9 protein-coding genes are annotated in these 12,467 nt (G+C 65.0%); 7 read left to right on the top strand and 2 right to left on the bottom strand.

Translation table 11 applies throughout. The features are described from left to right. The first annotated feature begins 1 nt into the window (after window position 1). Both ACZ9GA_RS06550 and hbdH read left to right on the top strand, forming a co-directional pair. Window positions 2–1,591, top strand: a complete 1,590-nt coding sequence (locus ACZ9GA_RS06550; RefSeq protein WP_457363439.1) for an ABC transporter ATP-binding protein — start codon at window positions 2–4, stop codon at window positions 1,589–1,591. Between the two features lie 13 nt (window positions 1,592–1,604). Next, window positions 1,605–2,375 (top strand): 3-hydroxybutyrate dehydrogenase, encoded by a 771-nt coding sequence (gene hbdH / locus ACZ9GA_RS06545; protein ID WP_457363440.1) that lies wholly within the window; start codon window positions 1,605–1,607, stop codon window positions 2,373–2,375. Between the two features lie 513 nt (window positions 2,376–2,888). On the opposite strand, the gene ACZ9GA_RS06540 is transcribed toward hbdH, so the two are convergent. Next, window positions 2,889–4,046 (bottom strand): PilT/PilU family type 4a pilus ATPase, encoded by a 1,158-nt coding sequence (locus tag ACZ9GA_RS06540; protein WP_457363441.1) that lies wholly within the window; start codon window positions 4,044–4,046, stop codon window positions 2,889–2,891. 85 nt (window positions 4,047–4,131) lie between these two features. On the opposite strand from ACZ9GA_RS06540, the gene ACZ9GA_RS06535 reads away from it, so the two are divergent. From ACZ9GA_RS06535 to ACZ9GA_RS06525, 3 genes are all read left to right on the top strand, one after another. Further along, window positions 4,132–6,312 carry a PAS domain-containing protein gene (locus ACZ9GA_RS06535; RefSeq protein ID WP_457363442.1) on the top strand — a complete coding sequence of 727 codons (2,181 nt, stop codon included), beginning with the start codon at window positions 4,132–4,134 and terminating at the stop codon, window positions 6,310–6,312. A gap of 40 nt (window positions 6,313–6,352) precedes the next feature. Beyond that, window positions 6,353–6,628, top strand: a complete 276-nt coding sequence (locus ACZ9GA_RS06530; protein WP_027979401.1) for a peptidylprolyl isomerase — start codon at window positions 6,353–6,355, stop codon at window positions 6,626–6,628. Between the two features lie 224 nt (window positions 6,629–6,852). Next, the gene (locus ACZ9GA_RS06525) at window positions 6,853–7,260 is read left to right on the top strand and encodes a hypothetical protein (protein ID WP_457363443.1); all 408 of its coding nucleotides are present in this window, start codon (window positions 6,853–6,855) and stop codon (window positions 7,258–7,260) included. Window positions 7,261–7,319: 59 nt separating this feature from the next. Here the strand turns inward: ACZ9GA_RS06525 and ACZ9GA_RS06520 are convergent, their stop codons facing one another. Then, a complete protein-coding gene (locus ACZ9GA_RS06520) occupies window positions 7,320–7,580 on the bottom strand; it encodes a DUF1652 domain-containing protein (protein WP_457363444.1) in 261 nt (86 codons plus the stop codon). Between the two features lie 346 nt (window positions 7,581–7,926). Between ACZ9GA_RS06520 and ligD the strand changes: the two genes are divergently transcribed. Beyond that, entirely contained in the window at window positions 7,927–9,537 is a 1,611-nt protein-coding gene (gene ligD / locus ACZ9GA_RS06515) for a non-homologous end-joining DNA ligase (RefSeq protein ID WP_457363445.1), read from the top strand. A gap of 368 nt (window positions 9,538–9,905) precedes the next feature. Next, a complete protein-coding gene (locus ACZ9GA_RS06510) occupies window positions 9,906–12,467 on the top strand; it encodes an autotransporter family protein (RefSeq protein ID WP_457363446.1) in 2,562 nt (853 codons plus the stop codon).

The raw sequence follows: 12,467 nt of genomic DNA, 5'->3' as shown, positions 1-12,467 counted from the left end.
CATGAGCGATAACCTGATCGAAATCCGCCACCTGAGCGTGGCCTTCAACGAGCACCGGGTGGTGCACGACCTCAACCTGGACATCCGTGCCGGCGAGTGCCTGGCGCTGGTGGGCGAGTCGGGCTCGGGCAAGTCGGTGACGGCCCACTCGATCCTGCAACTGCTGCCGCAGACCGGCACCCTCACCCAGGGCAGCATCCGCTACCGCGGCACCGAACTGCTGGGCGCCCCGGCCAGCACCCTGCGCGAGATTCGCGGCAACCGCGTGGCGATGATCTTCCAGGAGCCAATGACCTCGCTCAACCCGCTGCACACCGTGGAAAAGCAGATTGCCGAAACCCTGCTGGTGCACCGCGGCCTGACCGGCAAGGCGGCCCAGGCGCGCACCCTGGAGTTGTTGCACCTGGTGGCTATCCAGCACCCGGAGAAACGCCTCAAGGCCTACCCGCATCAACTGTCCGGCGGCCAGCGCCAGCGGGTGATGATCGCCATGGCTCTGGCCTGCGAGCCCGACCTGCTGATTGCCGATGAGCCAACCACGGCCCTCGACGTGACGGTGCAGCGACGCATCCTGACGCTGCTCAAATCCTTGCAGCAACGGCTGGGCATGTCGCTGCTGCTGATCAGTCACGACCTCAACCTGGTGCGCAGCATCGCCCAGCGCGTGTGCGTGATGCGTGCCGGCGAGATCGTCGAGCAGGCCGACACCGAAACGCTGTTCTGCACCCCGCAACACCCCTACAGCGGCGTGCTGCTGAACGCGGAGCCGGCCGGCGAGCCCCTGCCACGCCATGAGCGCCCGCCGTTGCTGGACGTCGACAACCTGCGGGTGTGGTACGCCACCAGTGGCGGATTCCTGCGCAAGCCCCACTACGTCAAGGCCGTGGACGGCATCAGCCTGAGCCTGCAGAAGGGCAAGACCCTGGGCATTGTCGGCGAGTCGGGTTCGGGTAAATCCACCCTGGGCCAGGCCATCCTGCGGTTGCTGGATTCCGAAGGCGGCATCCGTTTCGACGGCCAGCCGCTGGACGGCCTCAATCCCAAGCAGATGCTGCCGTGGCGCAAGCGCATGCAGGTGGTGTTCCAGGACCCGTTCGGCAGCCTCAGCCCGCGCATGTCGGTGCAGCAGATCATCAGCGAAGGCCTGGAAGTGCACGTGCAGTGCGACGTGGAAAACCGCGAGCAGCGGGTGATCAAGGTGCTGGAGGAAGTGGGCCTGGACCCGGCCAGCCGTCACCGCTACCCCCATGAGTTTTCCGGTGGCCAGCGCCAGCGCATCGCCATTGCCCGGGCGCTGGTGCTCAAGCCCGACCTGATCCTGCTGGACGAGCCCACCTCGGCGCTGGACCGCACGGTGCAGAAACAGATCGTCGCCCTGCTGCGCAAGCTGCAGGACGACCATGGGCTAACCTACCTGTTCATCAGCCACGACCTGGCGGTGATCAAGGCCCTGGCCCACGACGTGATCGTGGTCAAGGACGGCCAGGTGGTGGAGCGCGGCGCCAGTCACGACCTGTTCGAGGCGCCGCAGCACCCCTACACCCGCGAATTGCTGCTGGCCGCCCATGTGCAGCCAGAGCCCCACGCCTGACGGAGGCAGCCACATGACACTCAAGGGCAAGACGGCATTGGTCACCGGTTCCACCAGCGGCATAGGCCTGGGCATTGCTCACGGCCTGGCGGCGGCCGGGGCCAACGTGATCCTCAACGGTTTTGGTGACGCGCAAGCGGTGCTGGCCGAACTGGCCGCCCATGGCACCCAGGTGGGCCATCACCCGGCCGACGTCAGCCAGCCGGCGCAGATCGAAGCGATGTTCGCCTACGCCCAGGCCGAATTCGGTGCGGTGGATATTCTGGTCAACAACGCCGGCATTCAGCATGTGGCGGCGGTGGAGGATTTCCCGGTGGAGCGCTGGGACGCGATCATGGCGATCAACCTGTCCTCGGTGTTCCATGCCACTCGGTTGGCGCTGCCGGGCATGCGCGAGCGGGGTTGGGGACGGATCATCAACATCGCCTCGGTGCATGGCTTGGTGGGTTCCACCGGCAAAGCAGCGTACGTGGCGGCCAAGCATGGCGTGATCGGCCTGACCAAGGTGGTGGGGCTGGAGACGGCGAAAACCCAGGTGACCTGCAACGCGATCTGCCCGGGGTGGGTGCTGACGCCGCTGGTGCAGAAGCAGATTGATGACCGTGCAGCCAAGGGGATCGACCCGCAACAGGCGCGGGAGGATCTGCTGGCCGAGAAGCAGCCATCGCTGGAGTTCGTCACGCCCCAGCAGCTGGGTGAACTGGTGCTGTTCCTGTGCAGCGAAGCCGGCAGCCAGGTGCGCGGCGCGGCGTGGAACATGGACGGCGGCTGGTTGGCGCAGTAACAGACACGATGCACAATCCCCTGTAGCAGCGGCCGCCAGGCCGCGTCATTGGCGCCGCGTAGAAACTGATCCACCACAGGGCCGTGACGCAGCCTTCGGCAGTTGCTGCTATAGAGGGGCGGCGAACACTGTGGGAGCACCCGGGAGGCCCCTCGCGAGCAAGCTTTGCTCCCACAGTGGGGAAGCAACCACCGCTATAAGCCGCCCCACTGTGGAAGCAACCGGGGTCGCGCTCGACCTTGCTCGCGATGGCATCAACGCCGTCATTCAGAAAAACCGCATCGCCTGCATCGCGGCCAAGGCCGGCTCCTACCACGGGCCGTGGATGAGGCGACTTTAGTCGCGATGCAGGCGACGCGGTTCGAAGATAGCTGCTGCTACACCACTCCCGGTGGGAGCGGGTTCTACCCGCGAAGAAGGGCGCGCGGACTTCCTGACGCACCGCAGTGTGTTTTTCGTGGGCAGAGCCCACTCCCACAAAGACAGTTGCTGCTACAGGGACCCCGCACCGCCTCAATGACCGTTATCGTCATCCACCAGGTTCCAATCCGCGCTGTCCACATCCGCCGCCGGGGTCGGCGGCGCCGGCGCGGTACTCACCTCATGCGCATTCTCGCGGTGCAGCTTGAGCCGCAGCCGCAGGTTGTTCTGCGAGTCGGCATTCTTCAGCGCTTCCTCTTCATCGATCGCACCTTCCAGCGCCAACTCATACAACGCCTGGTCAAACGTCTTCATGCCCAGGTTCACCGACTTCTCCATGATGCCCTTCAGCTCACCAAACTCGTTGCGGTGAATCAGGTCTTTAATGGTCGCCGTGCCCAGCATCACCTCCACCGCCGCCCGGCGCTTGCCGTCCACGGTTTTCACCAGCCGCTGGGACACGAACGCCTGCAGGTTGTTGCCCAGGTCGTTGAGCAACTGCGGGCGGCGGTCTTCGGGGAAGAAGTTGATGATGCGGTCCAGCGCCTGGTTGGCGTTGTTGGCGTGCAGGGTGGAGATGGCCAGGTGGCCGGTGTCGGCGAACGCCAACGCATGCTCCATGGTCTCACGGTCACGAATCTCGCCGATCAGGATGACATCCGGCGCCTGGCGCAGGGTGTTCTTCAAGGCCGCCTGGAAGCTGCGGGTATCCACGCCCACTTCCCGCTGGTTGATGATCGACTTCTTGTGCCGGTGCACGTACTCCACCGGGTCTTCGATGGTGATGATGTGGCCACTGCTGTTGCGGTTACGGTAATCGATCAGCGCCGCCAGCGAGGTCGACTTACCTGAACCGGTGGCGCCGACGAACAGCACCAGGCCGCGTTTCTGCATGATGGTTTGCAGCAACACCGGCGGCAGCTTGAGGTCTTCAAACTTGGGGATGTCGAGCTTGATGTTACGCGCCACGATCGACACTTCGTTGCGCTGCTTGAAAATGTTCACCCGGAAGCGGCCGACACCTGGCAGCGACATGGCCAGGTTCATCTCCAGGTCGCGTTCAAAATCGATGCGCTGCTCGGCGTCCATGATATCGGCGGCGATGGCCGCCACTTCGCCGGGTTTCAGCGCATCACCCGACAAAGGCTTGAGCACGCCATTGAACTTGGCACAGGGCGGTGCCCCAGTGGACAGGTAAAGATCTGAACCGTCTTGGGTCGCGAGGATTTTGAGCAGGGCTTGGATTTCCATATGCGAGGGTCCACAGGGCGAAAATAGAAAGTAAGCTATAGCTTGGCGGCAGAACACCCCGCCTGGCAAATCAAAGGACACACCCATGAGCGGTACCCCTGTCGGCGGCTCCATCGTCGAACTGCTGGAACAACTGCCGTGGCGCGACAGCCCGCTGCCCGCGCCCGACCAATGGCCACAAAGCCTGCGCACTGCCGTGGATATCGTGGTGCATTCGCCCATGCCGATGTTGCTGCTGTGGGGGCCGCAACTGTGCCAGCTGTACAACGACGGTTTCGCCGTGCTGGCCGGCACCAACCACCCGCGCGCCTTCGGCCAGCCGGTGGACCTGATCTGGCCGCAGCTCAAGGATTTCACCGACCCTATCTACCGCGCAGTGCTGGACGGCGAAGTGCGCACCTACGTCGAACAGGGCTTCATCCTGCCGCGCAACGATGGCATGGCCCAGGTGTGGCTGGACCTGACCTATAGCCCCATCCGCGACGAAAGCGGCACGGTGGCCGGCATCCTGGTGACGGCCATCGAGGCCAACGAGCGGCGCCGGGTGGCCGACGAGCTGCAGCGCCGTTCCGAGGCCAGCGCCAAGGCCCAGCTGGACACCGAGGAGCGCTTGCAGCTGGCGCTTGAGGCGACCAACGGCGTGGGCACTTGGGACTGGGACATCCGCGAAGACCTGTTCCAGGCCGACGCCCGCTTCGCCCAATTGCACGGCGTGGAGCCGGGCCTGGCCGGCAAGATGCCCATCGGCGAATACCTCAAGGGTGTGCACCCCGACGACCGTGGCCGGGTGGCGCGCAGCATCAATGCCTGCGTGCACAGCGACGGCGAGTACGCCAACGAATACCGCCTGCTGCGCCCCGACGGCGAAGTGCGCTGGGTGTACGCCCGCGGTCGCAGCCACAACGATCACCACGGCCGGCCGGTGCGCTTCGTGGGCGCGTCCATCGACATCACCGAACGCCGTGAGGCGGAAAAAACCCTGCTGCGCCTCAATGAGACGCTGGAAGAACGCGTGGCCGAGCGCACCGAGGCACTGGCCGAGGCCAACCGCCGCCTGCAACAGGAAATGCAGGAGCGCGAGCGCGCCGAGGACGCCCTGCGCCACGCGCAGAAAATGGAAGCGGTGGGCCAGTTGACCGGCGGTATCGCCCACGACTTCAACAACATGCTGACCGGCATCATCGGCAGCCTGGACCTGATGCAACGCTACATCGCCGCCGGCCGTACCGACGAGATCGGCCGCTTCACCGAGGCTGCCGTCACCTCCGCCCATCGCGCCGCCGCCCTCACCCATCGCCTGCTGGCGTTCTCGCGGCGCCAGTCGCTGGACCGCAAGCGCCTGGACCCCAACCACCTGGTGCACTCGCTGGAAGAACTGCTCAGCCGCACCAAGGGCGAACACATCGAGCTCAGCATCCGCCTGGCGCCGGACGTGTGGCCGGTGAACACCGATGCCAACCAGCTGGAAAACGCCCTGCTCAACCTGGTGATCAACGCCCGCGACGCCATGCCCGACGGCGGACAGCTGCGGATCGACACGTGCAATTGCACGGTCAGCGGCCAGGAACCGGGCCTGGAAGTGCTCAAGCCTGGCGATTACGTGGTACTGAGCGTCAGCGACAACGGCGCCGGCATGAGCCCGGCCATCCAGGCCAAGGCCTTCGACCCCTTCTTCACCACCAAGCCCATTGGCCAGGGCACGGGCCTGGGGCTGTCGATGATCTACGGTTTTGCCCAGCAGTCCGGCGGCCAGGTGAGCCTGGACAGCACACCGGGCCAGGGCACCTGCGCGCGCCTGTACCTGCCCCGCCACCTGGAGCAGGCCGACCCGCGACCCAAACCCCTGGCGCCGCAGGACGTGCCCCTGGCCCAGCGCGGCGAAAGCGTGATGGTGGTGGAGGACGACCCGGCGGTGCGCATGCTGGTGCTCAACGTGTTGGACGAACTGGGCTACCACGCCCATCCGGCGGCCGATGCCAAGACCGCCCTGCCACTGCTCGAATCCAGCCTGCGAATTGATCTGCTGGTGACCGACGTCGGCTTGCCGGGCCTCAATGGCCGGCAACTGGCGGAAATTGCCCGTCAGCATCGGCCCGGGCTCAAGGTACTGTTCATGACCGGCTACGCCGAGAAGGCCGCCGAGCGCCACACCTTCCTGGCCGAGGGCATGGACATGGTGACCAAGCCGTTCTCCATCGACCTGCTGGCCAACAAGATCCGCGAAATGATCAATCAACCCGCCCCGGATGGCGGATTTGCGGCATAATCGCGCGCTTTTTTCAACGTCGTACACAGGGCCCCGCGTCATGAAAGCTCAAGCTCGCCACATTCTGGTGAAAACCGCCGAAGAGGCCGAACAACTCAAGCAGCGCATCGCCAAGGGCGAAGCGTTCGACGTGCTGGCCAAGAAGTTCTCCACCTGCCCGTCGGGCAAGCGCGGCGGCGACCTGGGCGAGATCCGCCCCGGGCAGATGGTGGGCGCGATTGATCAGGTGATCTTCAAGAAGCCGTTGCGCGTGGTGCACGGGCCGATCAAAAGCAAATTCGGCTACCACCTGGTGCAAGTCTTCTACCGCGACTGACAGCACCCCGTAGCCGCCAGGCTGCACCGGCCCTGTGCCTCGCTGAAAATCTACAGGGCTCACACTGGCCAGCGCAGCCTGGCGGCAGCGGCTACGGGTCGAGGCGCCAGGAATGCGCTCCCCCACTTTGTACCAATTGCCTACCAAATTCCCATCCCAAAAATGCCGCGACCGCGCTACTATGCGGCTCTTCGCTGGATGCACCACTTTTTCAAGGACTAGAAATGCAGTTGACTTTCCGTCGTCTCGCGCTTTTTTGCGCCATCCTCTGCTTTGCCCTGGCCATTATCTGGGGCGCCTATGCCGAACGCCTTCTGGCCTTCTGGGACATCCCCCACAGTGAAGTCTCGCCCCTGCTGGGCAGGCGCATCGCCGCCTTGCTGGTGGGCGTGGGCGTGATGTTCTTCAGCGTACGTGACTGCCCGCCCTCGCCGGCCCGGGCCGCAGTGGTGCGCGGCTTCATGGTGGGCTGCCTGGTGATGGCCATGCTGGGCCTTTACGACTGGCTGAGTGGCCACGCAGGGCCGGGCATCCTGATCTCGGTATTCGCCGAACTGGCGCTGGGGTTTGCCTTCATCGGCGTGGGCAATGGCGAACGCGCGACGCTGCGTCAGATGCACACCTCGCGCTGACTGCCGCGCACAAAAAAACCGGCCACCAGGCCGGTTTTTTCATGGCCGCAGCACGGCCGTCACAAGCTGTCGTTGACCCGACGCGGCTGGTTCAGGTGCTGGCTCTTGAGGTCTGAACGCAAACCGGCGATCAGATTGGAAATCGCGCGGCTGCTGTTGAGCTGTTGCGCGCTGATGCCGGTGACCATCAGGTCCACCCGGTCCGACGTTCGGTCAAACACCTTCACCGTCAGGGACTGATCCTGGGCCAAGGTGCATTGGCAACGCATGGGCAGAAAGCTTGATTCAATGATGTTGCGCAGTTCAAGAGTGGACAGCATGGTGACGCTCCATTTTTTTTAGTGACATCCGTGAGTTAAACAGCGGGCCTCGTGCAGCCTAGATGGCTATTTGATTGCGCGCTGCACCACCGGTCAGGTGGTGTGAGGGCCTGATGAACTTGTTGCAGTTTTCATACCGAAATCCGCCGCGTAAAAACGGTCATCAATTCAACGAGATGGCACTCAAGCCAGAAAACGCCATCATGCAAAATGCCAGCATGGCCACCATTTGCCCTGCAAATTGCACGTCCATTTCGCCTTGAAACTTTGCCCGCCCCGCCATGGTCAGCTGAAAATATCGCCACTGAAGCCCACCTCCCCGAGGTTCAGACCAGGAAAATCGATCATGGCCGAGTCGTTGAGCGAAGACCGTCGCAGCGCCGCTGGCGACACCCCCTCAGAGCCAGCCCCTATCCCCTCAAGCCTGGCACCGCAGCGGGCCACCCGCGTTCAACAGCCCCCCGAGGGCGATTGGCTGTACGAGATCAAGCACGATGGCTATCGCCTGATGAGCCGCATCAGCGGCGGCGAAGTGCGGCTGTTCAACCGTGAAGGGCTGGACTGGACCGCCCAATTGCCGCGCCAGGCTGCCGCCATCGCCGCCCTGAACCTCAACGAGTGCTGGCTGGACGGCAAGCTGGTGCAGCCCGATACCGATGGCGTGGCCGACTATCACGCCTTGCAACAGGCGTTCGAGGCAGGGCGCTGTGCGGGCCTGCATTACTACCTGTTCGACCTGCCCTTCGACGACGGCAAGGACCTGCGCAGCCAGCCCCTGGAACAGCGCCGCGCCCAGCTGAAGAAACGGCTGGCCGGTACCCGTCACCCGCTGCTGCGCTATTCCGACAGCTTCACCGCCACTACCCTGGACGTACTGGAAGGGGCCTGCACCCTCAACCACGAAGGGGTGATCGGCAAGCGTCGCGGCAGTGAGTATCGCGATGGCGAGCGCAACCTGGACTGGATCAAACTCGACTGCCAGCGTGAAGACGACCCGCTGCCACCGCTGACCGAAAGCCAGGCCCGGCACACCTACGTGCCACCCCATGACTTCAGCGACGGCCATCGCGAATCGGTGGCCGGTGTGTCTTTGAGCGACCCCTTGCGCGTGCTCGATCGCGACACCCAGATGCGCCGTGTGGACCTGGCCCAGTTGTACCAGCGCATGGCGCCGTGGTTGCTGCCGCAACTGCGCCAACGCCCGGCAGCCTTCATGCGTGCGCCCCTGGGCGTTGAGGGTGAGCTGTTTCTGCAGCGTCATGCCGAGCACCTGGCCGAACCTCACCTGACCGTGCTGCCCGCCAGCCATGCGCCCCTGATGCAGGTCGACAGCCTGCCAGCACTGATTGAAGCCGTGCAGGGCGGCACCCTGGAGTTTCACACATGGGGCGCCAGCAGTGACCGCCTCGACGCCCCCGACCGCCTGGTGCTGGACCTTGACCCCGACCCGGCCTTGCCGTGGCGCCTGGTACTGGACGCCACCCGGCGGACGCTGGACCTGCTGGACCAACTGGGCCTGCGTGGCTACCTCAAGACCAGCGGCGGCAAGGGCATGCACCTGGTAATCCCCTTGGCCCGCCATGTGCGCTGGAACCAGATGCTCGCCTTTGCCAAAGCCATGGCCCATTACCTGATGACGCAGATGCCCGAGCGTTTCACCGCCACCCAGGGCGCCAAAGGGCGCGCCGGCCGCGTGTTCGTCGACTACCTGCGCAACCAGCGGGGGGCAAGCACGGTAGCGGCCTATTCCCTGCGCGCGCGCCATGGCCTGCCTGTGTCCACCCCTATCGCCCGCCATGAACTGGACGACTTGAGCGGGCCGCAGCATTGGCACGCGGCCAATATCCTTCAGCGCCTGGAGCGGTTGGCCGAGGATCCCTGGGCAGGCTACAACTACCGCCAGCGGCTGACCGAACGCATGTGGACCCGCCTGGGGGTCGAACCGCCCCATGACTGAGCAGGATGGATCCGATTGTTGTCGAGTTTGAAAAGGTGTTTCACTAATTGTTAGCTGGCTCATCATTTGCGCGCAGGCTATCTTTATCCCCGTGGAGCCAGGACGGCTCAACGTTTGCCCTTTGAAGGGCCAGTGCCCGGAGATCCCCAACCCCGAGGGCACTGGCCTTTTTTTTCGCCTGCCGACATCTGCGTAGCCGCTGCCGCCAGGCTGCGCTGGCCGGTATGAACACTCCAGATTTCCAGCGAGGCACAGCGCCACCGCACCCTTCGGCAGCGGCTACAGGCCACCTGTCATTTCTTACAGTTGTCGAAACTGTTACATCAGGCCTATAACCGTCCCACAGCCTTCATGTCGGATGGTGCCCCATGCTTTGCCCACGACTGGTGATCTGCACCCTGCTACCCATACTGTTCCAGGAAGCCCACGCTGCCTGCATCCTGGCCCCTACCGCCGCCAACGACACCTATGTGTGCGACAGCGGCACCGCCACCGGCCTGACCGACCTGCTGGGCAACAACAGCCTCACCCTGCCTGCGGGCGGTACCGGCAGCATCACCGGCAGCGTGGCCTTCGGACCCGGCACGGATCGGGTACAGATCGACAGCGGCACTATCACCGGCAACGTCGACCAAGGCGCCGCCATCGACACCTTCATCATGACCGGCGGCAGCATCGGCTCGCTGTCCCAGGGTGATGGTCGCGACCAGTTCGTCATGAGCGGTGGTACCATCGTCGGCGCCTTCGAGGACGGCGACGTGGCCCAATTCACGGGCGGCACCATCGGCCGCGTCGACATGAAGCTGGACAACAACGTATTCGTGATGACTGGCGGCACCATCCTCGGCAATCTGGTGACCGGCCTGGGCCAGGACACCATCAGCGTCTCGGGCGGACGCATTGGCGGCAACATCAGTGTCAGCGGCGGCGCCGATGTACTGACCTTCACCGGCGGCGAGGTGGGCGGCCAGGTGCTGATGAGCGTGGGCAACGACCGATTCACCTGGGACGGCGGTGGCACCATCAGGGGCGTGATTTCCATGGGCGACGGCGACGACACCGCGCGCCTGGCCAACCTCGACGAAACCATCCTGGGCAGCACACCGGCACTGTTGGGCAACCTGGGCAACGACACGCTGATCTTCGACCACAGCGCCATCACCCGTGCCAATCGCTACCTGCTGTGGGAAAACGTCAGCCTGATCAACGGCAGCACTTTCGACCTGGCCGACACTCTGACCCTGGGCGACCCTGGCAGCCAGACCGGCCACCTGGACATCGACGCCAGCAGCCTGCTGGGCTCCACCAGCGGCCTGATCACGGCGGCCGTCGCCGGCCAGAACGTTACCGTCAACAACGCTGGCGTGCTGGACCTGACCCGCGCAGGCAGCGCCACTGCCAACCGGCTGACCATCGTTGGCAATTACAACGGCGACAACGGCCAATTGATCGTCCAGAGCGTGCTGGCCGGTGACGACGCCCCCTCGGACCGCCTGATCGTGTCCCAGGGCACGCTGTCGGGTACCACCACGTTGAACGTGAGCAACGTGGGTGGGCTGGGCGCCCTCACCACCCTCAACGGCATTCAGGTGGTGGAAGCCAACCTAGGCGCTACCAGCACTGACACTGCCTTCAGTCTGGCCAGCAGCCTTTCAGCGGGGGCTTACCAGTACTATCTGTTCAAGGGCGGGGTAACGGCGGGCAGTGAAAACAGCTGGTACCTGCGCTCCAGCGTGGTAGCACCAGCCATACCGGTGGCCGCTGCACCGGTGACGCCAACCGAGCCGAGCCAACCCAGTGGGCCCACCCCACCGACTACACCGACTACACCCACCACACCCACCACACCTACTACACCTGCTACACCTGCTACGCCTTCCACCCCGGCAGCACCCAGCGCGCCCGCTGCCAGCGCCCCCGTAGCGGCGCCCGGCACGCCGGCGTTGCCCGTGGCCACGCCCGGCGAGTCAATCGCGCTGTATCGCATCGAAGTGCCCGTCTACGCCGCCGCCCCGCCTGCCGCCGCCCTGCTGGGTCAGGCCATGCTGGGCACCTTCCATGAACGCCAGGGCGACCAGGCCATGCTGGATGAACACGGCGCCCTCGCCGCCGGTTGGGCGCGGACGTTCGGCAGCCAGCTGCGCCAGCATTGGAGCGGTGCGGCAGCGCCGTCCGTGGATGGCTCGGTGGGTGGCTATCAGGTGGGGCACGACCTGTTCGCCGCGGGCGACCCGGACGGCTACCACCAGCACTTCGGCCTGTTCGTCAGCCACGCGCGGCTGTCCGGCGATGTCAAAGGTTTCGCGTTGGGTTTCCAAGGCCAGGCCTCAGGCAACATCAGCCTGGAGGGCGACAGCCTCGGGGCCTACTGGACGCTGATTACCCCCGGCAAGGCCTACATCGATACCGTGCTGATGGGTACCCGCTTCGATGGTCAAAGCCGCTCGATACGCGGCTGGTCCCTGGACCTCAAGGGCCATGGCACCAGCGCCTCCGTGGAAACCGGCTACCCCGTGACCCTGTCCGCACACTGGTCGCTGGAACCCCAGGCCCAGCTCAGCGTCCAGAAAATCCAGCTCGACAGCGCCAGCGACCCAGTCTCCCGAATCAGCTTCGACGCCGCCCCCTGGTGGCGTGCCCGGCTGGGCGCCCGCCTGATCGGCAGCTACCAGGCCTTCGGCATGCCCATCCAGCCCTGGCTGCGCGCCAACCTGTGGCGCACCCTGGGCGGCACCGACAGCTTGATCTTCGATGACCGCGACCGCCTGACCACCGACCACCGCGCCAGCACCGTCGAGCTCGGCGGTGGCGTCAGCGCGCGGCTGAGCCGCGAGGTCAGCCTCAACCTGAGCCTGGGCTACAGCCGCAACCTGGACACCGACAGCCAGCAGGCCCTCAACGGCAGCATCGGCGTTCGTATCAGTTGGTAA

Source organism: Pseudomonas sp. TE3644, from assembly GCF_056278815.1.
This window is presented reverse-complemented; position numbering and strand designations above follow the sequence as displayed.

Coding starts and splice junctions, on each gene's coding strand:
- ACZ9GA_RS06525 (WP_457363443.1), top strand. CDS start 6,853: ATGCAGTTGACTTTCCGTCGTCTCGCGCTTTTTTGCGCCATCCTCTGC.
- ACZ9GA_RS06520 (WP_457363444.1), bottom strand. CDS start 7,580: ATGCTGTCCACTCTTGAACTGCGCAACATCATTGAATCAAGCTTTCTG.
- ACZ9GA_RS06540 (WP_457363441.1), bottom strand. CDS start 4,046: ATGGAAATCCAAGCCCTGCTCAAAATCCTCGCGACCCAAGACGGTTCA.
- ACZ9GA_RS06510 (WP_457363446.1), top strand. CDS start 9,906: ATGCTTTGCCCACGACTGGTGATCTGCACCCTGCTACCCATACTGTTC.
- hbdH (WP_457363440.1), top strand. CDS start 1,605: ATGACACTCAAGGGCAAGACGGCATTGGTCACCGGTTCCACCAGCGGC.
- ACZ9GA_RS06550 (WP_457363439.1), top strand. CDS start 2: ATGAGCGATAACCTGATCGAAATCCGCCACCTGAGCGTGGCCTTCAAC.
- ligD (WP_457363445.1), top strand. CDS start 7,927: ATGGCCGAGTCGTTGAGCGAAGACCGTCGCAGCGCCGCTGGCGACACC.
- ACZ9GA_RS06530 (WP_027979401.1), top strand. CDS start 6,353: ATGAAAGCTCAAGCTCGCCACATTCTGGTGAAAACCGCCGAAGAGGCC.
- ACZ9GA_RS06535 (WP_457363442.1), top strand. CDS start 4,132: ATGAGCGGTACCCCTGTCGGCGGCTCCATCGTCGAACTGCTGGAACAA.